Below are 21,964 nucleotides of genomic sequence, written 5' to 3' on the forward strand. Positions count from 1 at the left end.
ACATTGGCGGCCCGTCATGGCCGCCTTTTTTCAATCTTCACTGACCAGATCGTCGTAGACCGCCCGCAAGCGCATGCGTAGATACAGTACGGCTTTATGCTTGCGCGACAGCAAGGTCTGAACACTGACGCCGGTTAATTCTGACAGCGCTTTATAGCTGATTCCCTGCAGCTCCGTTTGGTCAAACACCTCATACTGCGCGGACGGAAGTTCGGCTAGCGCCGCCTCCAGCGCCTCCCAGAGTAGCGCCCTGAGGTAATCATCTTCAGGGGTTTGCGGAATGCCAAACAGGGTTTCAGCCAGTTCGCTTTCAACCCCATCCTCCTCGTCGTTTTTCATGTAGCTGGCAAGTGGCAACTCCCGCTTCTTACGCGCCCGATCCGTCATTTCATTGCGTGCCGCCCGAAACAGCCAGGCGGAGATATTCTCAACCGGCTGTTCCACGCCGATCAGCTGACAGGTAATTTCCTGCAAAATATCGTCAGCGTCCTCCCGTGCTGGGGTACGGGCACGAATAAATCGCTGGAGTTTCGTTCTGCAGAGCGTAAGCGCTTTGACCCACGATGAGGCTTGCGATGCGCTGGCCTTCATCGTCTACTCAGTCCGGGCAGCATGGTTGTCATCTGACGACGGAGGCTGTTCGTCCCGGCGTTTATCACGGCAGTGTTGCCCCCGATGGCCAAAACCTTCCCGACGTTGCTTCATAAATGCGTCTCGTTGTTCCGGTGTCATCTGCATCCAGCGTTCATGCATACGACGCCGGGCATGGCCAAACATTCCCGGCCTGATACCCAAGCCGCCAAACAGAATCCGGCACAGTAGCAACAACCCTGCGGCCTGCCAGAAACCGATCGTTTTAACCCCGATAAGCGCGGGCAGCAAGGCATTCCACAGTGACATGACCAGCAGACACAGTGCGACAATAAAAACGGCACCCACTATCAACGGCTTCGCCAGTCGGTTTCTGCCCCTGGCACGGGCATGGCGGAACGAAGGGTGATCAAAATCTCTCATATCAGTATGACCTCATCAGTGATAAACACACGTTTGTGATGAGGTAGACGAATGAGCCAGCAGAATATTGCTGACGGCGGAAAAAAAAGTGAAGGCATTGACGTGTTGTGCGGGTGACGGAGATAACACAGCGGTGCCGGTGAGCGAATATTCACCGGCACCGAGTACCTGATGCGGTCAGGAAGGCATCACACGCCCTCTTTATTGTGACATTGTCACGTCAGGATTTACTGGCCTGCCCGGGCATAATTTTTTCAACGGCCTTTCCCTCCAGCGCGGCCTTTACGACGGTGAAAACGTCGGTATTATCGATGTAATCGCCCTGATTGTAACCGACATATTTGGCATAGCCCGCGTCGTTACCGCGCACGCGTTCGGCGAAGGCTTCAGCGCCCACACCTTTTGCCCACAGCGGAACCAGCGCGTTAGCGTGATTGCCGGTGGGACGGAAAGACACGCCTGGCATGGCGCCTTTGCCGTTATTGATGACGGGTTCAAATGCGCGAGTCTGCGCATCCGGCCCCATCGGCATGCCGTTATCATGATCCGTGGTAACAATCAGCAAGGTCTCGTTCCAGTTGCTGTTTGTCTCGACCCATTCAATGACAGAGGCCACGGCGTGATTAAAATCGGCGCTTTCTTCAATCAGACGGCCGTATTCAACGCCCACACAGTTGGGGTTATACGTGTTGCCCCAGTCTCCTTTACCACTGCAGGCATTGCTGGTATGGGCAGACCAGTCGGTTGCCCCACCTTCGACCATCATAAAGAAGCCGTTCGGATTTTTGCTCAGATGCTGAATCGCGCCACGGGTCATCAGGTTCAGCGTTGGCACCGTGGTAATAAATGCATCGCCTGATGGATTCGCCGCATCTTTACCAACAAATTCACCCTGCCGGCCCTGCTGTAACGTTCCGTTGGGGGCGACGTTGGGCGATCCCAGCAGCGGGCCATCATAGTTCAGCGAGCCGTTAGCCAACTGGGTAAAAGCCTCCGTGCTGCGCACAATTTTCCACGGCTGACCGCCCGCTGGCGCCAGCTTACCCGCGCGGAGTAAATCCCATTCGGTTTGCGCCAGATAAAGGTTCGCATCTTTGCCACAGCCGGCGGTGGACTCATTTTTCGCCAGATGCTGACAATCCGTTCCATTCACGTTGAAGCCCGGAAGTCCGGTTCCCATAATCACGTCGAGCTTACCGGCGGTGAGCATTTGTCTGGCGATCGCGTGATAATCGTTACGGGAAGCATTCTGCGCACCAAAGGCCGCTGGCGTGGCGTGCGAGAACGGCACACTGGTGACGACGCCCGTGGCCTTCCCCTGTGCCCTGGCTGTCAGAGTAATAAAGTCGACCGGTTTACCCTCGTTATCGACGTTGATGGCGTTGTTATAGGTTTTTACCCCGGATGCCAGCGCGGTGCCCGCCGCCGCACTGTCAGTAGGATTTATGGCCAGATATTCGTAACCCTTAAAGGGCAGTTCTTTGCTCTCGGTTTTTGTCGTGTCCCAGGCTTTCTGCGGGTCATAATTAACAAGGGATTCATTGCTGTGTGTGGCTTTTTTCGAGGCGTTGAGTGGATAGGTCGTCATGGCATACTTTACCGGGAATCCAGCATAAGGCGTTTTATCGCGCCCACCGTACTGCCAGTATGCGGTGGCATCCCATGTTCCCCAGCCTGCACCATCGTTAATCATGACAATGACGTTTTTCGCTTTGATGGCGTCGGCAAACGCAGAGGCACTGAGGGTCAGACCGCCCAGAGCCAGCAGGCACAGAGGAAGTTGACGCAGGGAAAACACAGTAGAGGAAGGGTGAAGACGAGGTTGACGTGGCATAAAACTCTCCATAATGATGACAGCGACCGCCTGAAAAAAGAAACAGGTTTCAAAGGATGTCGAAAGATGTCTTTTTGTTACTCCATGGTTGTGCAGTATTGGGATGCGTTGTGACAGTTTTATGAAAATCCTGTGCCGATGGACGAGAGAATTCCCTAAGGCAAATTTCATCACGGGTAAGCATGTTACTTATCAACCTGTTACCCGAACAATGCGGCTGATTTCAATTTTTTCAATTAATGTAAACGTCTGTCAGCCCGACGCCGCGCGCCCTTTTATTCCACTTTGCTGTTCTTGCCGGCCTGATTGTTAAGTTCGTGTTGGCATTTTGTATCCAGATTTCACAGCCTGTAAGCAGACACAAAAAACCTTCCATATTTCAGCTCAAGTGTGGCTGAAGCTTTCATAAGCATCTGATTAGCAAGAAAAGCCAAATTCGTTAACCAGAAAAGGTATTTTATAACTTTTGCCGACAGTCCTTAACATGACCGCGTTAATCGAACTCATGGCGAATGAATTAAAAAATCGATGGCGCTCAACAGGCGCGTGATGCCGTAATTTCAGATACTCAGGAGCACGAAAATGAAAGCACTTGTTCAGGATATTTTGTCTATCTTCTCTCCTCAGACCGTTAGCCCTGTGTTTATCCGTACAGGTTTGTCTCAGGATGAAAAAAATGCCATCAAGCCGATGGGCGTGACAACCGTCACCTGGGCGACATCGATGGAAGAAATCACGGATGCCCTGCTGCGCAAAGCAACGGAGGCGGGTGCTGTGGGCTATCACATTACCCACGTTGATTCCCATAAACCGGGTAACGATCAGCAGCATATTCTGGAAGCCACCGCGACGCTGTATGCGCTTGACGAGAAGGCGTTGCAGAGAGCCTGATTGTGACCGATCACTCTTCGCAATGCGTTATTAGCCACCCTGAACCCTGCTGTTATCTTCGGCAATAACAGCAGGGGTTCCCTTTTTCCCCTGCTTACGCAACGTTATCTCATCTTTTTCAGGCCGTGATCGCTTTACATATTCTGCCTGATCTTCATGTTTCTTATGTATGCTGTAACTAAATAAGGCTGTTCAATAAATTGTTACGCTGCCAGAAGTACGCGTTTGCTCATCAGCCACTATAGTTTTCAACACACTTTCCCCCTGCGCCGACAATGAGGTTTTTATGAGCAAGCTCTTTTCCCCTTTCTCTCTTGGTGAGTTAACCCTGGATAACAGGATAGTCATTGCGCCAATGTGTCAGTATTCGTCTGATGAAGGCAGTGCGACCGCCTGGCATCGTATTCATCTGGGCCATCTTGCCTTATCGGGTGCAGGCTTGTTGATTATTGAAGCTACCGCCGTTGAGGACATCGGCCGGATCACCTATGGCGATTTAGGCTTATGGGACGATGAAGCAGAAACGGCGCTGAGCGAGGTTCTGCAGGATATTCGTCAGTACTCAGATATGCCGATCGGCATTCAGCTCGGCCATGCCGGGCGTAAAGCATCCTGCACCGTTCCCTGGGAAGGTGGCGAACAGATTGCGCCTCAGGATGGCGGCTGGCAAACCCAGGCCCCTTCTGCCCTGTCGTTCAGTGATGGCGAGCATCCTCCGCTGGAGATGCAGGCCAGCGATCTTGAGCGCGTTAAAAATGCCTTTGTCGCAACGGCAAAACGCGCGGTTCGTCTGGGAATAGAATTAATTGAAGTTCACGCCGCGCATGGCTACCTGCTCCACCAGTTTCTTTCTCCCTTATCCAACAAGCGAAGTGATGAATACGGCGGCTCGCTGGAAAACAGAATGCGTTATCCCCTGGAAGTGTTTCATGCGGTACGTGAAGCCGTACCCGCAGAGATTCCGGTTGGGGTGCGTATTTCGGCCAGCGACTGGGTAGAAGGCGGATGGGATGTCGGCCAGTCCATTGCCTTCTCTAAGCAGCTTGAATCCCTGAACTGTGCCTACATCCACGTATCCAGCGGCGGACTGTCGGAACAACAGCAGATTAAGGTCGGGCCAAATTACCAGGTTCCTTTTGCACGCGACATCCGCCAGCAGATTGGCATTCCGGTGATTGCGGTAGGCTTAATTACCGAGCCACAGCAGGCTGAAGATATTTTGCAACAGGAGGAAGCCGACCTGGTCGCCCTGGCGCGCGGCATGTTGTATAACCCACGCTGGCCATGGCACGCCGCGGCCGAATTCAATGCCAATGTCAAAGCACCGCCGCAGTATCTGCGCTCAGAACCCCATGGCGCGAAAGGAACGCTGACGCAGGACGAATAACTGACCCTGGCCGCACCAGGTTGCGGCCTTAACGGTTAGCCTGCTGGTGACACTGCAGCAGCGCCAGATGCGGACCTGACAGGGGCTGACGTTCAGGCGGAAACTGCTGCGCAACCGGTGCCATCGAACTCTGTGCCAATACCACCCGCTCTGCGCCCTGCTGCCAGGCATGTTCCACCGCTGTACGTACGCAGTGAAAATATCCCGCTCCATCTCCCGCTTTAAAGTGCTGCCAGGCTTCGGGAATCAGGCGGATCTCCGGCGTTTGCCCGTCGGTACAGAACAGCGCACGCGTTGCGCCAAGCGTGGATTCTGCCGCACAGAGCACCACCGTTTTTTTTGCGCTCTGATGCACGGCTTTTGCCAACATGCCGTCGGTACGCCAGACAGCGCAGGGTTGTCGGGATGAGGTAAAGGCTTCGGAAACCGGCCCTAATGTCGAGCAGGTGATCAGAATGACATCGAAGTGCGGTTGCAGATCCCGTAACAGAGCAACCAGCCGCTCGTGCAGTCCTGCGGTCAGTCCGCCGCTGGCTTCAGCTTCAGCCAGCAGGTGCGGCATGACCAGATGGCTGAGCTGCAGATGGCCCAGCTCAAGCTGACGGGCAGCATCGTCAAAAATGGCGATATTGCTGGCGGCGGTATGTAAGCAGGCAATATTGATCACGTGTTGGCTCTTAGGCTGAAAGATGTCCCTCATCATGCCACGCGTTTCCCCGGCCACCAAGCCCTTGCCCGCCTCACATATTTGGCGGTTTTGCGTCAGTCGTTCACGTTAACCGCACGCTTATTACTTGCTCTCTGTGACGTCAGGCAGGTTCAAGGGATGAGGCTGAAAAAGAGGACTACAATCGCCAGGTGCCGTGCTGAAGCACCGTACGATAACCGTCTTTATCCTGGAAGGTAGCGCCGTTTTCAGCCCAGTAGGGATTAAACGATGATACGCGCGTAAAACCTGCGCGGGTCAGGCTGAGGCAGCGTTGCTGCCAGTCCGTTTCACTGGGCAAATACAGCACCAGAAGATCCTCGGCTGTTGAAGCCGGTTTGACGGGATGGTGATGGCAGTGGGTAAATTCCAGATGCCAGGACAGGGTTTCATCGCCCAGCATCACCCCACTAAATCCCTCGTGATCGGTGAATTCCCCAATGGGCATCAGGCCCAGGCCCGAACAGTACATTGCGCTGCTCTCGGCTAAATCAGTAACGGGTCGGGCAATACGCAATTGCTGAATCGTCATCTCTTTTCCTCGTCGGGTAAACGCGCTAATAATATGCCATTCAGATGGCCTTACACTGAGGTTTATAGTGCATCTTCAGACCCCGCGTTTATTGCTCAGAGCTATGCGCCCTTCCGATGACAAGGATCTGTTCAGGATTTACGGTGATCCCGCGACCAATACGTTTAACCCGGCAGGCCCTTATCCTGACCTGGCTCACGCGCAAAAGGTGCTGGCCGACAGACTGCGATCGTACCAGCGTTATGGCTATGACAGCTGGGCGATAGCAACCCAGGATGCACCGGATACCCTTATCGGTTTCGGTGGGCTGAGCGTTCGCATTCACGGTGACGAAACCATTCATAATCTTGGCTATCGGTTTGCCACCAGCGCATGGGGTAAGGGCTACGCTACGGAGCTGTCGCGCTTCGCGCTGGAGTATGGTTTTCGCGAACTGGGGTTGGATACGATATCAGCCCGGGTAAGAAGCCATCATCACGCCTCTATCCGCGTGCTGGAAAAAACCGGGTTGCGATTTCTTAAAGAGATTCATGATGTGGATAATGCGCCGCCCAGCCTGTTTTATTCGATCACACAACAAGCATGGCAGGCGCTGGTGGCAGCAGATAATGCGGCTGATATTCACGCTCGTTGCCTATGCAATGACGCACAGCGCCTTCCCTGACCATCAGGCTCAAAGCGGCCCGTCCTGATAAAGCCTTTCTTTTTGTTAAAGGCAACCGCCTGATGATTCTGTTCATCAACATCAAGTTGATTAACGCCCTGATCATGACTGGCCTGTTGCAGGAGTAATGTGGCTCTCCCCCGCGGGATGGCATCGACAAAGCGCATCTCTGTAAAATTTCCACTGGCTCTGGTAAACCCGATGATTGAGCCGTCATGACTACAGACGGAATACTTACTGACCCGAACCATAAAGGACTGGCTGGACAGAACGACAGATATGAAGTGGGCCAGTACAGATGCGGAGCGGCAGGTATCGTGCTGATAAAGCCGAAGGAAAACGCAGGATGATTAAATCTCGCTAATTATTATTAAGCATACCTTAACTTTCCCAGCCCCTTAGTGCCCTTTTATATGGAATTTCGCGCCGGAAATCCATATAATTTATTAATAATATTTAAGTATAAGGGTCTCTGATGCAACTTATAAAAACTGAATACTCTCTCAATTCCGGTTATCCGATTGTCAGGCGCACGCTGGAGGACAAAAAGAAACGAGTGGAACAACCTGGTTTCGGTCCTGAGTCTTGCTGTGCAGTAGTCGAGTACAGGCTTCGGGGGAATATTCGTTATGCGTTCGGAAACAGTCGGATGCAGGTAAGCATGCCACCAGGAATCTATACCCATAACTGGGTCAGGCTACATGGCGAAATGGCGGCGCTAGTTGCCGCGATAGACCGCATCGAGCGCTATTCCACCGATGATGTAATACCTATCACGGCTGCCTATATTGAATTGCGGCCCTGCGAGGCCAATTGTATGCAGGCACTGCGTAATATTCTGCCTGAGGATGCTCGCGTCTATTACTCTTTTGAACATCCCGCTCAGGTTGACGAATGGAAAGTAAGTGCCAACGAGCTTTGTCGCGTTTGAAATTTTCCACCAAAACATTTTCCGGGCAAATCAGAAACGATATCCCCATAATTTATGGTGACGTAGTGGGTGAATGAAAACGCAGACATTTCCATTAAGAGCTACCCCGCTGGTTGCTCTCAGCCAAAATCGCACTGAATTCATGTCCGATCTGTGTCAAGAGCGGACATGACTAAAATCGCGATGTATTGATCAATGAGAGTAGGTCACGACCGCCATATTAAGCCAGCTGGTTTCTTTTAGAAAATCACGCCAGCGACGTAGTAACTACCTGTTATTATATAAAGTGCCAATTAACACAGCGCCATTGACCTGTTTAGAAACCTTATCCTTTACTTAGTACAGTGTTTTATTTTCTCTAGCGAATAATATAATTTTTTCTCTTTCATATTATTTACCTTCAAATTCCCTAAGACCACAAAAAAAATTTAACTTAATAATATTAAAAGAAAAAATAAAATTCCCCTATTTTTTCATTGGATACAAATTGTTAAAAATGAAAATTGGTGAAACAGATTTTTACATTTACCCCTCCGGACTCGACGAATAAAGAATCACTTATTCAATGTATTTCGCCGAAGTTTCCGTCCACACTGTTGCATCATTAGCAATTTGAACGGCACGTCATATACTTTATGCATATTCTCATTCGGAATATAAAACAATTTCAATTTATGGCAGCGCAAACGGCCCTGTGAGGGCGTCTGTGCAAGGAGAAAGTATTATGGATCAAACCGCATTTTTGATCGGGTTTTCGGTCATGGCACTTGCGTCATTGGTGATTTATGCCTCAGGCAAAAAAATATTCCCCCTCCGGCATCATACGTTAATGCATGCCTCGGTCCCTTTTATTGCGGCAACCGCTTATCTGGCAATGGCATTTGGTTTCGGTAATCTGGCGACCGAAAGTGGCAGCATCGTTTATCTCGCCCGCTATGCAGACTGGTCCGTCACTACGCCTGTATTACTGGCGGGGCTGGTTATGGTCGCCTTTCATGAACAGAGTAAACCGGGTGAGATGGGTGGTTTTTTAACGGCTATCATCATTCTGGATGTGATGATGATTATTACCGGTCTGGTCTCTGCACTGGCGACAACGTTCGCCGCAAAATGGGTGTGGTATCTCTGGTCCTGTGCTGCGTTTCTTGGCGTGGTTTACCTCCTGTGGGGACCGCTGCGTACGATTGCCGCTGGGCGCGGCAGGGCGATGGCGGTCGCTTACAACAAAAACGTCGCATTGCTGACGGTGGTCTGGTTTATCTACCCTATCGTTTTCCTTGTCGGTCCGGAAGGATTAAAAGTCATCACCGACCCTGCGTCCGTATGGGCATTCCTGGTTCTTGATATCATCGCCAAGGTGTTTTACGCCTTTTACGCTGCATCCAGCCTTGAAAAAGCGCTGCGCCATTCCACATCAGATGGTGCTGTGCGGGTATGAGTCTGCGGCAAACTGCCAGCTGGACAGGACTGTGGGGGGCAGCGCTGGCTGCCTCTTTCAGTCCGCTGCGCGTACAGTTAATGTTTGCCATAGTAGCAATAGGTGTGATTGGCATGGCACACGGTGCCAGCGATCTGGCAATAGTAAAACGCGGGCGTAAGTTGCCATTCCTGGCGGCTTATGGCGTGATCATCCTGCTTTGCCTGTTCTGGTGGCACTGGTCGCCGGCACTGGCATTACCCGGTTTCTTGCTGGCATCTGCGCTGCATTTTGCCCTTGAGGATGCGCCAAAGGGAGGGATGACAGAGCGCCTTGCCAGAGGAGTCAGCATGATAGCGACCCCAGCCTTCTTCCACCTGCGAGAATACAACATCATCCTTCACCAGGCAGGACTGACACCCTCACTGCTCAGTTCCGTGACGTTTTTCATGGCTAACGCGGGCGCACTTTGTACCCTTAGCCTGATTATCACCGGATTGATTCGTCACGATGTGCGGCTCATTACCGGAACGCTGGCCTTGCTGATCCTTCCACCTTTTGTCGGCTTTTCCATGGGTTTTTTAATTCTGCATGCCCTGCCGCAAACCCGGTTACGTCGAATTCAGTTGGGTTATGCTCATTACACAGGTTACCTTTATGCGACCTGGCCGGTGCTTTTAGCGGCAATTCTGCTGGCGGCCGTGACAGCCTGTATCATGTACCCCTCTAGTGACGCAGACATTAAATCGCTATTTGCTGCGCTCGCTTCTCTCGCTATTCCTCATATGCTGATTACTCCGTACTTTGAGCCAGGTAACAGTGAATAATCTCAGAAGTAACAGGTACGCTTCGCAGTAAGCAGAGAGTTAACTGGCGTCAGCATATAAATGTCCGGTTTTGAGACATGATAACCAGGGGGTATCACTTTTCGATGTAACCACTGCGCGCGTTTCAGCGTTCCCCTGAATATCTCCAGGCCACGGCTCTGAACGTGTGCGTAATGACGGCGTAAGATTATGCCTCAGGAATTATGCAGCGGCAAAAGCGGTTAACGTGAGGGAGATGAGTGGGAAAAACGAGTATTGGGGTTCAGCCTGGCAGTCGTAGGGCATCAGTTCCCGGCTTTAGGGCCGAATAAAATACGAAGGAGTTCACAGTAGTGCTGCTCTTCTTCTGCACTTCCTGCCAGTTCCAGGCGACGGACAAGCTTGCTACAAATGGCCGTGCGGTTCAGGCTTTTTCCTGCGCAAAGGATTTCTGACGCAATGCTTCCCAGCGTTTCCTGCTGAGTAGGCAGTGACGCACTGTCGAAGTAGCGTGCAATGGCGCTCATGGCGTCGGGCTTGGAGGCGTTTTTGTACAATGTCAGCGCTGGGAACGCGATTTAAGGGTTTACTGTTACTTGTTTATAAAGTTGTAGGCTTGATATCAGCTGTTGAAGTGTATTTTAGGAAACGATCGTTCTCTTTAGCAAAACGTGCCTTTACGCAATATGATTTAATCCCCTTTACCGAATCGTAAATGATCCCTGGCTTTACTGTGCAGGTAAACCCTGGACGGAATATCCGAAGATGAGCCATGAGTGAGTCAATACATATGAATTAGCAAATATGTTATTGACTCGCCGTAGACAGACAGCAACAATGTCTTCTGTTCCGTAATCAGGAGTCAGCATGCCTCAACTTCAGCCTCTTCAGCTTTTCAAAAATTTTTCGGATGAAACACGCCTCAGTCTGGTACTGCTGTTGCGTGAAAAAGGCGAGCTTTGCGTCTGTGAACTCACGTCAATCCTGAGGCAAAGTCAGCCTAAAATTTCACGGCATCTGGCACTGCTCAGAGACAGTGGTCTGCTTATTGACAGGCGTGACGGCAAATGGATTCATTATCGGTTGTCACCACACATGCCCGCATGGGCTGCTATGGTGATCGAGCAGGCTTACCTGTGTCAGCGCGATGACATTCTGCAACTCAGCCAGCAGGCTGAAAGGAATAACGCGACCACCAACGGCAAGCCTGTCTGCATTTAAAAATTTACTCAAACACATATGATTTTTCATATCTGTTTGCAGGGCTGTCTTACGTCTTGTTTACCAGACTTTGTATTAAAAGGAAAAAGTATGTTTCTGGCAGGCGCTATATTCGTCCTGACACTGGTACTGGTTATCTGGCAGCCAAAAGGGCTGAGTATTGGCTGGAGTGCTGTTATCGGGGCTGCGCTGGCCCTGCTGACGGGCGTAGTGCATTTCGGCGATATTACGGCCGTCTGGCAGATCGTTTGGAACGCGACGGCCACGTTTATCGCGGTGATTATCATCAGCCTGCTGCTCGATGAATCTGGTTTTTTTGAGTGGGCTGCCCTGCACGTTTCCCGATGGGGTGGCGGTAAAGGCAGGCTGCTGTTCACGTATAGTGTTCTGCTGGGTGCGGCAGTGGCGGCCTTGTTTGCGAATGACGGGGCGGCACTGATCCTGACGCCTGTTGTCATTGCCATGCTGTTGGCGCTGGGCTTCAGCCCCGGCGCAACGCTGGCGTTTGTGATGGCGGCAGGTTTTATCGCTGACACATCCAGCCTGCCACTCATCGTATCGAACCTGGTTAACATCGTGACGGCGGACTTTTTTAAGCTGGGATTCAGCGAATACGCGTCTGTCATGATGCCGGTCAACATGGCATCCGTGGCGGCCACGCTGGTTATGCTTCACTTCTTCTTCCGTAAAGACATCCCGGTCGCCTATGACATGGCAAAACTAAAGGTACCACGGGAAGCCATTCGTGACGTGCGAACCTTCAAAGCCGGATGGCTGGTTCTGTGTCTGTTGCTGACCGGTTTTTTTGCTCTGGAGCCGCTCGGCGTTCCGGTCAGTCTGGTTGCTGCGGTCGCGGCATTTATTCTGTGGCTGGTTGCCCGTAAAGAACAGGTGATTGATACCCGTAAAGTCCTGAAAGGCGCGCCCTGGCAGATCGTCACCTTCTCGCTGGGTATGTATCTGGTGGTTTATGGCCTGCGCAACGCCGGACTGACGGATTACCTCTCGTCCGCCCTGAACGGGTTTGCAGAGCATGGTGTATGGGGCGCCACGCTCGGCACCGGTTTTCTGACGGCCTTTCTGTCATCGGTGATGAACAACATGCCTACCGTCCTGATTGGCGCACTGTCCATTGATGGCAGCACGGCTGAGGGTGTGGTGAAAGAGGCGATGATTTACGCCAATATCATCGGTTGCGATCTTGGCCCGAAAATCACCCCCATCGGCAGCCTGGCGACCCTGCTGTGGCTACACGTTCTGGCGCAGAAAAATATCACCATCAGCTGGAGCAACTACTTCCGCGTGGGCGTTGTGATGACCCTGCCGGTACTTTTTGTCGCGCTGGCGGCGCTGGCCCTGCGTCTTTCTGTTTAACCTATACAACGTGACTGCGCCAGCGCAGCCCCGTAACGGAGTGCTATTTATGACTGACATCACCATTTACCACAACCCGGCCTGTGGGACGTCGCGTAACGCCCTGGCGCTTATCCGCAACAGTGGCGTGGAGCCGAGAGTGATTTTATATCTGGAGACGCCACCCTCCCGCGACGAGCTTAAAAAACGGATAGCGGATATGGGGATCCGCGTGCGCGATCTGCTGCGCAAAAACACAGAGCCGTATGAACATCTGGGGCTGGCCGAAGATCGGTTCAATGATGATGAACTGCTGGATGCTATGCTGGCTCATCCTGTCCTCATCAACCGTCCGATAGTCGTAACGCCGCTCGGCACAAGGCTCTGTCGTCCGTCTGAGGCCGTTCTGGGCATTCTGCCTGAGCCACAGAAGGGAGCGTTTACGAAAGAGGATGGCGAAAAAGTTATTGATGAGTACGGCAACCGGATCGGTCACTGATTTTTCAGCGTTTTGCCGACAAGCAGCAAAAACATAGCCGACGCTTTGTCCCGTATTTACCCTGTGACGCACGACAAAACAACCCGATTCGCCATTTCAGGCAGAGGCGTTCGGTTAGGCATTCGTCGCCATCTGTGCCACCAGCCCCATCCGGTAACCGATATCGCTAAAGAGAGTGAAATTGGCCCCCCGTGACGGTGACGGATACCGGTGACCTCCTCCCCGGCAGACAGCAAAGCCCGGCGAAAAGCAACGTTTACGCTTGGGTACAAGTCACAGGGCCACTCACCTGAAAAGGATGCCCGTAACGGCTTCACGATGATGGCCGCGAACGTCGGACAGCATTGTCGGCCCTCTCTTCTGCAATACTGATATCCGACGAGCACGGCACGTCACTGTAATGCTGATCGTCAGCCCAGCACATCCTCCACACAGGCTTTAAACACTTTCACTCCCAGCGCCAACGCATCGCGGTCAAAATGCATCTCCGGATGATGCAGGCCGGGCGTCAGGTTGGCGCCCAGTCCCCAGAAGCCGCCTTTGATTTGAGGCCGAAGACGCAGATAGTGGAAGAAATCTTCACTGCCTGGTGTCGATTTAGCCGCGATAAGGCCGGTTTCACCAAACACACTGCGGATAGCACGTGTGATAACCGCTGTTGCCTCGTCATGGATAATCGCGGCGGGCATCTCTTTCAGAATGCGAATTTCCGCGCGCGCACCATACGCGGCGGCGCTGCTCTCAATCGCGCGTATTACCTGAGGTTTGAGGCTATCCATCGCTTCGTTCTCTGCGGCGCGCAGATCCCAGCACACCTGCGCGCGATCAGGAATCGAGTTGGTCACGCCCGCATCGCAGAGAAAACGCGTCGCTTTCGCGCTCCATGTCAGCGAGGGCGCAAGATGAATGCCGTTTACCGCCTGCACCGCATGGGCGGCGGCATCCAGCGCGTTAACGCCTAAGTGCGGGCGCGCAGCGTGCGCCGCTTTGCCATGAAACATCACTTCCACCGTGGCGGACGCGGAGTAGTACATTGCCGGCACGGCCTGGCCCATCGGGCACTCCTCCAGCGGGCGCAGATGAAAGCCAAGCAACATATCAACATCATCCAACACGCCGCCTTCGGTCAGGGCTATCGCGCCGGTGCCTAACTCCTCAGCAGGCTGGAAGATCAGCTTCAGCCTGCCCTTTCTCACTCGCTCCTCAGCCATCACCTCCTGGGCCGTGGTCAATACGACGGTGGAGTGACCATCGTGCCCGCAGGTGTGGCGCGCCACATGTTTGCCGTCAATGATATGCCCCAGCGCATCCATATCGGCGCGCAGCGCTAAGGTCGGGCCGGGCTTACCGCTGTCCAGCACCGCGACAATACCGGTGGTGTTATTAACCTGGCGCGTGACCTGGTAGCCTGCCGCCTCCAGCACGCCCGCGATGTAGGCGGACGTCTTGTACTCTTCGAACCCCAGTTCCGGGATCTGGTGCAGGTAATTAAAGTGCTCAAGTGTAGGTGACACGTCTTACTCCTTAATGCTCAGGCAATAACGCGCATAATCAACATGGCGATTACGGCATTGAGAATGCTGACCGCCATCAGTAGCGGCCAGTACTTTTTCGGTACATCGGCCACGCCCAGCAGGCGCCCCATGTACTGGAGTTGCGAACCCATCAAAAAGATGGCGGGCGCAAGAATCGTGATCTGCCCGATATCAAGCTGGCCTTTGCTCAGCAGGCTGATGGCAACGCCGGTTCCGGCAGATGACGAGAGCCAGGCGGTTAACAACACGGTGATCGCCTCACCGGGCAGGCCGAATAGCCCCATCAGCGGTGCGCACACGTGGCCAATAATCTGCATCACCCCTAACAAATTAAGCATTTCGGCGATCACGTAGGCCATTAATACATTCGGCATCAAATTATTAATGGCAATATTAAAACCTTTGCGCGCACCAATTACGAAAATATCAAACGGATTACTGGAGACTTTTGCCTGATTACTCATTGTCGAAATCTCGCTTATAAACAGTATTTAATGCCAGTCGCACCACGGCTGCGCCAACGAATTTAAGCACAAACATTAAAACCAACGGAATAATAATCGGGATGGTGAGTGAAGCGAACATCGCCGAGCCGATAGAAAAATAGTTATTAATCAACCCGGCGCCGGAGTATTGCCAGGATCCCATAATCACCACGTCTTTGCGGGTGATCTTTTTGCTGTCATAGAGCTCTTTCGTTAATGCCGCGCCAGCATCGGTACTTTGCAGGTCGGTAATCAGCGCAAGGCCGGTATAACCCGGAAGGCCGAGCAGTGGTTTTAACAGCGGCGTGAGTAATCTATGTGCTGCGCGGATCGCGCCATAATGGGTGAAGATTTCCAGCAGGCCAAGTGCCAGCATCACCGTGGGCACCAGCGAAAGCGCGAAGAGGAAACCCGCTTTGGCACTGATGCCGCCGCTGCCGATAAAGGTGTTGGTTTCCGGCGTCTTCATGGTGCCGAACGCGCCGCCAAGCGTGGTGAAATCAAACGCGCCCAGCCATGCCATGCCGTCAACCTTGAAAAAGAAGCCTGAAAAGACAAGCAGCACGATGACCAGTGAGATCCACGCGCCAGGCCCGACGTTCCACGCCTCTGTGGCCTCTTTTTCTGGCTCATTCAGTGTTTTTGGTTCGCTCATATCATCTCTCTTTACATCTGTAAGGGAAAAGTCCTGATACTAAGCAGGATCCATGCCTGAATAGCCCAGCCGTAAAATAAATGCCTTTTATTAAGATTAATGACGCAATAAAACCCCCTCGCTAAAACTCGCAAGAAATTTAATTTTTTGCCGGGAATTGCTATTTCATTACGCCTGCATCGAATCGCAACAAACTATTCCCGCCCCCTTTTGGGGCGCATTGTTGGTGCAATAAGAGCACTTTTACTTTTTTATTTACGCTCTCTCAACGCCTGGCCATTAATTTGATTATCACTATTTAAACGGCTTGATAAATAGCCATCAAATGATGTTATTGTTGCTCTCTGGTCAACAGTAACGAGGAAGTGTGGCAGATGTTCCAGGATAAACAGGTGGGTTATCTGTATGAAGTCGGTAACCAGGGCGGCATTCGCCGCGCGGCAGATATCCTCGGCGTTAACGCATCCGTGGTCAGCCGGCAGATTGCCCAGCTTGAACGTTCGCTGCAGCTTCCCCTGCTGGAACGGCGCGGGCGTAATGTGGTGTTGACCGAAGCGGGACGCCTGCTGGCGGCGGATTATTTTACCAGCCGTCAGCGGCGCGAAAAGCTGGAGAGTCAGCTTAAAGATCTGCGCCATATGCGCGGCGGGACGATTTCGGTGCGCATCGGCGGCGGATTGATCACGGCGTTTATTGAGGGCGTCATGCGTGAGTTTGCCCAGTATTACCCGCAGGTGTTTGTCGATATTGTCGTGGGCAGCATGCAGGAGATGATGAACGATATCGTGAGCGGCGAAGCGGATATGGCGCTGGCCTTTGGCCCTATCGGCACACCGGAACTCAAGCGCCACAGCTTCCAGTGGGGGCCGATTTGTGCCGTCGTCGCGCCGCAGCACCCCATTGCCAATCGCGCCAGCATTACCATTGAAGAGTTGACCGCTCATCCGCTTATTGCCCTGACGGAGAACTTCGGCCTGCAGCGGCACATGAATGCGATGTTCAAAAGCCAGGGTTTGCAATTTCACCCGGCCTACCGATGCAACCTCTTCTCCACCGCCATGCACCTCAGCCAGGCAGGGCTCGGCGTCTCATTTATGACGGCCTACGCCGCTGCCGATCCCATTCGCCAGGGGGCGCTTGTCGCTGTTCCACTCGACCACCCGATCGCCAGTAGCGCCCAGTGTCACCTGCTACGGAACTCGGACAGGCGCTTTACGCCCGCAGCTCATCATATGTGGCGACTTCTGCACAATGCGTTTCGTGACAAATAAATATTGAGATCCCTGTCTTTACTGAAGGCCACATTTTTGAGATGCGTTCATGCTGATGGATGCCTGTTGATAACAGAGATGTGCTTAACACCCAGCATCCACAGCGTCAGATAACAGACAGAACGTTACCCTGTAAATGTTGCTCCCGATGTATTGAATGAAAAGTGCACATGACAGTTAACCTCAGGCTTCAGTTTGGCGACGCTGTGGGTCTGATGGTTATTTCTGTTGTGTCAACGTTTTCAGGCGCTTCAATAATGTGCCTTACGGCACGGGCAATATCCGCGGGTTTAAGGGCAACAGAACGGTAAGCGTCCATTGCCGCCATCGTTTCCGCATGGGTAATCGTCGACGCCAGTTCACTTTCTACCACCCCAGGATTGACACAGGTCACGCGGATTTTTGAGCTTTCCTGCCGCAGGCCATCAGAAATAGCCCGTACGGCGAACTTGGAAGCACAGTAGACCGCGGCAGTGGGTACGACAGAAAGGGCGCCAATTGAGCCAATATTGATTATCTGTCCGGAACCCTGCGCTTCCATCAACGGAAGTACGGCACCAATCCCCCACAGCACGCCCTTGATATTGACGTCAATGATGCGTTCCCATTCGTCCTGTTTTCCGGCTGCAAGCGGTGAAAGCGGCATAACGCCCGCATTATTGATGAGAACATCAACCCTGCCCCAGTTATCAAGCGCGGCCTGAACAAAAGCGGCCATAGATACCCGGTCTGTGACATCCAACAAATGTGCTTGCGCGATACCGCCTGCGCTGCAGATTTCCGCTGCAATGGCTTCAATACGCGCCAGTCTGCGTGCTCCCAGTAACACCTTCGCGCCTGTCGCCCCTAACTCTCTGGCAATACCTTCCCCAATACCACTGGATGCGCCGGTAATTAATATAACCTTATTCATAACGTTCTCCTTCAAATGGGTTCGGAGAGAGAATAGGACGTTACGATAAGTTCAGGTATCCTGCTTTCAATGTACTCAGTGGTTAGCAGCATTAAACAATGAAAATCGATCTTAACCTTTTGCCCGTTTTTATCGCGGTAGCAGAAGAAGGTAATTCCAGTAAAGCCGCCGCACGGCTGGGTGTGACTCGTTCGGCGGTCAGTCAGGGAATAAGACGGCTTGAAGATACTTTCGGGACGATGCTTGTCATGCGCACCACCCGCGCGGTTAATTTAACGGAAGCGGGAGAACGACTGCATAAATCGCTGTCATTACCTTTAACCGGAATTAACGCTGCGTTCGAAGAGATCGTTTCTGACCCTGTGCCACGTGGACTTCTCAGAATCGCGGTGACATCAATAGCGGAAGAATTCCTGTCAGGTCCGTTGATCGCTTCGTTTGCAGCGGCCAATCCGGCCGTGACGCTCGATATTGTTGTGACGGACGAAGAGTTTGATATCGTGGCTGCAGGTTACGATGCCGGCGTAAGGCTTGGAGAAGTCATTGAAAAAGACATGATTGCGGTTCCCCTGACCGGTGAGCAACGCGAAATGGTGGTCGCATCCCCTTCCTACTTCACTGCCAACGGCCTGCCTGTTCATCCGCGCGATCTTGTACATCACCAGTGTATCGGCTGGCGCCAGTCCCCGCATATTCCGCCTTATCGCTGGCCATTTGAAGAGAACGGAAGCGCGTTCGACCTTGCGATTGAGCCGCAAATTACCACTAATGATCTGCGTCTGATGTTGAGGCTGGCTCTAACCGGCGGAGGCATCACACTGGCCACTCAGGAAACGTTCAGGCCCTATATTGAGAGCGGTGAGCTTGTATCCGTACTTGATGACTTTCTGCCAAAATTTCCAGGCTTCTATCTGTATTTCCCTCAGCGTCGCAATATGGCACCAAAGCTTCGCGCCCTGATTGACCACGTCAGGAAATGGCGGCAACAATCGACGTAAATTCCTGCACAGGTTCTGTTTCATATCAGACCCGCGTGTTGAAGAAGGGGCGGTGTTGGAGGTGGGTTGAATAACCCTTTACAGGGATGATGCTTCCGCAACGGCACCATAACAGGACGCAGTTTGTCCCATTCGAATATTTTCAGCGGCTCAAACCGGTCTTTAAGCTTGACCTAAACTTAACCTGAGCTTTTAGAATGCATGTTTTGCTACGCATTGGGCGGATTGGGTATATGAAAATAGTCGATGTTGGTTTTACGCACGTTGCATTCGCTGTCAGAGACTTAGATAAGAGCATTGCTTTTTATGAACGCTATGCCGGTATGGTTGTTGTCCACCGTCGCGAACCCAACGTTCCGGATGCACGTAAAGTGGCATGGCTCAGTGATCACAGTCGTCCATTTGCGCTGGTTTTGGTTCAGTCAGACAAGGTCACAGACACGCCCTTAGGTCACTTTGGGCATCTCGGCGTGGCATGTGCCAGCCGGGAAGAAATGGATAAGAAAATTAAAATGGCGCGCACTGAAGGTGTTTTGCGTAAAGAGCCTGAAAATGCGGGTGATCCTGTGGGTTATTACGTTTTCTTCGCTGATCCTGATGGCAATACGCTGGAGCTTTCTTACGGACAGCGAGTGGGGCTTGAGGCCATTGGCAGCATGGCTTCTGATTAAAAGCCCGTTAACAAAAGCGGTATTATTTCAGCAGGATGCGTGCCACCAGCTGTCCGGTATCGTTCTCTGTCCACTAACGGTATTTGATGACTATGCTGAACGGATCATAAAGCCTGCATTCCCGGTGCTCAACATCGTTATTTTGCCAAAGAACGTCGCGCCATGATGTCTTGTGCATAACCTTCAATACCAATATGGTGATCATGACTGATCTGAGAGATAAAGCTCTGCAGGAATTCGGGTGTTGAGTGAAGCGTGTCGGCAACGAGGTTATCGAAATCGCGCTGGGTTAAGCGGTCATTTCCTTTTAGCGTCGAATGCTGAAGCACTGTATGCGCAGTAATTTCGAGAACGGCGCGTCGGTAATTATCAGTCAGCAGGACATCAAGATCTTCCCGCTTAATCTCAAATGCAAATTCATAAGTGATAAATCCCGAATCGACAGGGAGTGAGTAGATCAGTTTGCCCCCTTCCTGAACGACATGAGGTTCATAGCCTTCTCCCATAAGATGCACTGACTGCATATCTCGCTCCTTTTTTGTCCTAAACTATTGAAGATGACTCGCTGAAATAACAACGTTTTTATGTCTTATCGGCTTGATGGCAGGCGGCAAGGTGCTCTGCATCCGTGCCCTTCACGCCCATAATGACACAGGTCTCCCGCAGCGTCGCAACACGAAGTCGCTACGCGTCATACGTCGAAGTGGAAACGGCTGTTCAGGCCTGCATTTACCCCTGCCCATGAGTATCAGCATCTCAAACGTAATGCATGACGTTGTTAATGATTAAAAGATTTCTTTGAATGAAATACCGATATATGCACGGGGATTTAACGAAATGACTTTCGCACAATATATTGTGGATGGGGCATAACATGCAGATTTTAAAAACGTTGCTGTGCAACGTTATATCATTGGTGCTGCCAGAGTAGCCCTTTCGTCCCTGAGGCAATAAAAATTGAATACACTGTCTTCTGGACAACGATCTTCAAAAAAATGATAAGGAAGCCGATGAACGATGTAACCTGTGTACCTGATGGTGAGCTCTACGATGCCACTTACGATGAGCGCATTCTTCATCTCCGGGATCAGGCCAAGGCACTCTGTTATGACTATAACCTGAGTCGACCCGACAATAAGGAGGCGCGCCTGGCTATCCTGCAGCGGCTTCTTAAAAAGTGCGGCAACAACCCTGTTATTGAACCGCCTTTCTACTGTGACTATGGCGCTAACATCAGGGTTGGCGACAATTTTTATGCTAACCATCATCTTGTTATTCTTGATGGGGCGGACGTGGTGATCGGGGATAATGTTTTTCTCGCCCCAAACGTCGGTATTTATACCGCAGGCCATCCTCTGGATTCTGAACGCCGTAATCAGGGACTTGAATATGCGCTTCCCGTGACCATCGGCAATAATGTCTGGATCGGCGCAGGTGTCAGCATTGTTCCGGGCATTACCATCGGCAATGACGTTGTCATCGGGGCGGGAAGCGTCGTGGTTAAAGATATTCCGTCAGGCGTACTTGCTGCAGGCAACCCTTGTCGTATTATTCGCGAAATCAATGACGAAGACCGTGCCCGCACCGCATTTTGCCCAGGGAAAACCCCAAGGTGAGATCGGCATTTTGCGTGATCGAACAGGAAATATCGCTATGGCCGAACAGGTCAGTCAGGTCATGAAGTCAAAACCAGGGCAGGCTATTGCCGGTATTGCACCAGCGTCCTGAGCAGCGACGCTGGAGAGGGCTTACTGGCGAGCCTGGGCCAGAAGATAAGCGAGGCTGCCGCAGTGCTTTCTGTACGCTGTGGCTATTCACCGCCGCGTTATAAGACGATTCTTCAGATTAACGTTAAGCAATTTAAAAAGTGATGGCTTTTATTGCTGCTGTACAAGCCCGCAAGGAAAGCCATGCCCCTCCGGAGAGAAGATCTGGAGAACGATCGCCGTCAGAGGTGGGTAACGTCAAGCAACGTCGACCATCAGGAGTCACGGTTATCGTGTTAACGGAAAGACATAAAAAATTTCTGCTCCGAAGGGGAGATTCGTGATTACAATTCCTCGCAATGTTATTCACTTCAACTAGGTTTCACACTAATACTGACGCAGGCAAAAGGGGTTATCGGGCAAAGGCCGAACGTCTGGAATCTGTCACCTGATGGGCAGTGTGCATCGGCGTCAT

General features: G+C 52.1%; 24 protein-coding genes. 13 read left to right on the plus strand and 11 right to left on the minus strand.

What is annotated here, in order from left to right; translation table 11 throughout:
• Positions 1–30: 30 nt before the first annotated feature.
• From NXS97_RS02870 to NXS97_RS02880, 3 genes are all read right to left on the minus strand, one after another.
• Complete coding sequence (locus tag NXS97_RS02870) at positions 31–591, minus strand: RNA polymerase sigma factor (RefSeq protein ID WP_116219735.1); 561 nt, start codon at positions 589–591, stop codon at positions 31–33.
• A 3-nt stretch (positions 592–594) separates the two neighbouring features.
• A complete protein-coding gene (locus NXS97_RS02875; protein ID WP_014605837.1) occupies positions 595–1,014 on the minus strand; it encodes a hypothetical protein in 420 nt (139 codons plus the stop codon).
• A gap of 220 nt (positions 1,015–1,234) precedes the next feature.
• Complete coding sequence (locus NXS97_RS02880; RefSeq protein WP_116219734.1) at positions 1,235–2,848, minus strand: alkaline phosphatase; 1,614 nt, start codon at positions 2,846–2,848, stop codon at positions 1,235–1,237.
• 582 nt (positions 2,849–3,430) lie between these two features.
• Between NXS97_RS02880 and NXS97_RS02885 the strand changes: the two genes are divergently transcribed.
• Positions 3,431–3,739, plus strand: a complete 309-nt coding sequence (locus NXS97_RS02885) for a DUF1471 domain-containing protein (RefSeq protein ID WP_013025782.1) — start codon at positions 3,431–3,433, stop codon at positions 3,737–3,739.
• 286 nt (positions 3,740–4,025) lie between these two features.
• Positions 4,026–5,126: an NADH:flavin oxidoreductase/NADH oxidase gene (locus tag NXS97_RS02890; RefSeq protein WP_116219733.1), complete on the plus strand. Its 1,101-nt coding sequence runs from the start codon at positions 4,026–4,028 to the stop codon at positions 5,124–5,126.
• A gap of 28 nt (positions 5,127–5,154) precedes the next feature.
• Here NXS97_RS02890 and NXS97_RS02895 read toward each other — a convergent pair whose 3' ends face one another.
• Both NXS97_RS02895 and NXS97_RS02900 read right to left on the minus strand, forming a co-directional pair.
• A complete protein-coding gene (locus tag NXS97_RS02895) occupies positions 5,155–5,829 on the minus strand; it encodes a glutamate racemase (protein WP_116219787.1) in 675 nt (224 codons plus the stop codon).
• A gap of 142 nt (positions 5,830–5,971) precedes the next feature.
• The gene (locus tag NXS97_RS02900; RefSeq protein WP_116219732.1) at positions 5,972–6,364 is read right to left on the minus strand and encodes a VOC family protein; all 393 of its coding nucleotides are present in this window, start codon (positions 6,362–6,364) and stop codon (positions 5,972–5,974) included.
• A gap of 67 nt (positions 6,365–6,431) precedes the next feature.
• On the opposite strand from NXS97_RS02900, the gene NXS97_RS02905 reads away from it, so the two are divergent.
• The 4 genes from NXS97_RS02905 (at position 6,432) to NXS97_RS02920 (ending at position 10,203) form a co-directional block, all read left to right on the plus strand.
• Positions 6,432–7,028 carry a GNAT family N-acetyltransferase gene (locus NXS97_RS02905; RefSeq protein ID WP_022622780.1) on the plus strand — a complete coding sequence of 199 codons (597 nt, stop codon included), beginning with the start codon at positions 6,432–6,434 and terminating at the stop codon, positions 7,026–7,028.
• 475 nt (positions 7,029–7,503) lie between these two features.
• Complete coding sequence (locus tag NXS97_RS02910) at positions 7,504–7,959, plus strand: hypothetical protein (protein ID WP_028715134.1); 456 nt, start codon at positions 7,504–7,506, stop codon at positions 7,957–7,959.
• Between the two features lie 724 nt (positions 7,960–8,683).
• Positions 8,684–9,397 (plus strand): bacteriorhodopsin, encoded by a 714-nt coding sequence (locus tag NXS97_RS02915; RefSeq protein WP_014593707.1) that lies wholly within the window; start codon positions 8,684–8,686, stop codon positions 9,395–9,397.
• A complete protein-coding gene (locus NXS97_RS02920) occupies positions 9,394–10,203 on the plus strand; it encodes a Brp/Blh family beta-carotene 15,15'-dioxygenase (RefSeq protein ID WP_116219731.1) in 810 nt (269 codons plus the stop codon). Before NXS97_RS02915 ends, NXS97_RS02920 begins: the two co-directional genes overlap by 4 nt.
• A gap of 284 nt (positions 10,204–10,487) precedes the next feature.
• Here NXS97_RS02920 and ycgZ read toward each other — a convergent pair whose 3' ends face one another.
• Positions 10,488–10,739 carry a regulatory protein YcgZ gene (gene ycgZ, locus NXS97_RS02925; protein WP_024471607.1) on the minus strand — a complete coding sequence of 84 codons (252 nt, stop codon included), beginning with the start codon at positions 10,737–10,739 and terminating at the stop codon, positions 10,488–10,490.
• A 310-nt stretch (positions 10,740–11,049) separates the two neighbouring features.
• Here ycgZ and NXS97_RS02930 point away from each other — a divergent pair, with 310 nt between their 5' ends.
• The 3 genes from NXS97_RS02930 to arsC all read left to right on the plus strand — a co-directional run bounded on the left by NXS97_RS02930 (position 11,050) and on the right by arsC (position 13,255).
• Positions 11,050–11,403, plus strand: coding sequence for a metalloregulator ArsR/SmtB family transcription factor (locus NXS97_RS02930; protein WP_013025773.1), 354 nt, complete (start codon positions 11,050–11,052; stop codon positions 11,401–11,403).
• Positions 11,404–11,493: 90 nt separating this feature from the next.
• Positions 11,494–12,777 carry an arsenic transporter gene (locus NXS97_RS02935; RefSeq protein WP_089517349.1) on the plus strand — a complete coding sequence of 428 codons (1,284 nt, stop codon included), beginning with the start codon at positions 11,494–11,496 and terminating at the stop codon, positions 12,775–12,777.
• A 49-nt stretch (positions 12,778–12,826) separates the two neighbouring features.
• Positions 12,827–13,255, plus strand: coding sequence for a glutaredoxin-dependent arsenate reductase (gene arsC / locus NXS97_RS02940; RefSeq protein WP_088900272.1), 429 nt, complete (start codon positions 12,827–12,829; stop codon positions 13,253–13,255).
• A gap of 410 nt (positions 13,256–13,665) precedes the next feature.
• Here the strand turns inward: arsC and NXS97_RS02945 are convergent, their stop codons facing one another.
• The 3 genes from NXS97_RS02945 to NXS97_RS02955 are packed head-to-tail and all read right to left on the minus strand — an operon-like array spanning position 13,666 to position 15,930.
• Complete coding sequence (locus tag NXS97_RS02945) at positions 13,666–14,769, minus strand: M20 peptidase aminoacylase family protein (RefSeq protein WP_116219730.1); 1,104 nt, start codon at positions 14,767–14,769, stop codon at positions 13,666–13,668.
• Between the two features lie 17 nt (positions 14,770–14,786).
• Positions 14,787–15,254 carry a YjiG family protein gene (locus tag NXS97_RS02950; RefSeq protein ID WP_013025769.1) on the minus strand — a complete coding sequence of 156 codons (468 nt, stop codon included), beginning with the start codon at positions 15,252–15,254 and terminating at the stop codon, positions 14,787–14,789.
• Positions 15,247–15,930: a nucleoside recognition domain-containing protein gene (locus NXS97_RS02955; protein WP_116219729.1), complete on the minus strand. Its 684-nt coding sequence runs from the start codon at positions 15,928–15,930 to the stop codon at positions 15,247–15,249. The genes NXS97_RS02950 and NXS97_RS02955 overlap by 8 nt, the downstream gene beginning before the upstream one ends.
• 374 nt (positions 15,931–16,304) lie before the next feature.
• Between NXS97_RS02955 and NXS97_RS02960 the strand changes: the two genes are divergently transcribed.
• A complete protein-coding gene (locus NXS97_RS02960) occupies positions 16,305–17,201 on the plus strand; it encodes a LysR substrate-binding domain-containing protein (protein ID WP_015700316.1) in 897 nt (298 codons plus the stop codon).
• A gap of 190 nt (positions 17,202–17,391) precedes the next feature.
• On the opposite strand, the gene NXS97_RS02965 is transcribed toward NXS97_RS02960, so the two are convergent.
• A complete protein-coding gene (locus NXS97_RS02965) occupies positions 17,392–18,114 on the minus strand; it encodes an SDR family oxidoreductase (protein WP_014593700.1) in 723 nt (240 codons plus the stop codon).
• 98 nt (positions 18,115–18,212) lie between these two features.
• Here NXS97_RS02965 and NXS97_RS02970 point away from each other — a divergent pair, with 98 nt between their 5' ends.
• Together NXS97_RS02970 and NXS97_RS02975 are read left to right on the plus strand one after the other, a co-directional pair.
• Positions 18,213–19,112 (plus strand): LysR family transcriptional regulator, encoded by a 900-nt coding sequence (locus NXS97_RS02970; protein ID WP_116219728.1) that lies wholly within the window; start codon positions 18,213–18,215, stop codon positions 19,110–19,112.
• A 233-nt stretch (positions 19,113–19,345) separates the two neighbouring features.
• The gene (locus tag NXS97_RS02975; RefSeq protein WP_234033875.1) at positions 19,346–19,783 is read left to right on the plus strand and encodes a VOC family protein; all 438 of its coding nucleotides are present in this window, start codon (positions 19,346–19,348) and stop codon (positions 19,781–19,783) included.
• Between the two features lie 137 nt (positions 19,784–19,920).
• On the opposite strand, the gene NXS97_RS02980 is transcribed toward NXS97_RS02975, so the two are convergent.
• The gene (locus NXS97_RS02980; RefSeq protein WP_015700319.1) at positions 19,921–20,307 is read right to left on the minus strand and encodes a hypothetical protein; all 387 of its coding nucleotides are present in this window, start codon (positions 20,305–20,307) and stop codon (positions 19,921–19,923) included.
• A gap of 486 nt (positions 20,308–20,793) precedes the next feature.
• Between NXS97_RS02980 and NXS97_RS02985 the strand changes: the two genes are divergently transcribed.
• Positions 20,794–21,399 (plus strand): sugar O-acetyltransferase, encoded by a 606-nt coding sequence (locus tag NXS97_RS02985; RefSeq protein ID WP_019105229.1) that lies wholly within the window; start codon positions 20,794–20,796, stop codon positions 21,397–21,399.
• Positions 21,400–21,964 lie beyond the last annotated feature (565 nt).

Source organism: Pantoea sp. B623, assembly GCF_024814475.1.
In the GTDB taxonomy this organism is placed as follows: domain Bacteria; phylum Pseudomonadota; class Gammaproteobacteria; order Enterobacterales; family Enterobacteriaceae; genus Pantoea; species Pantoea ananatis.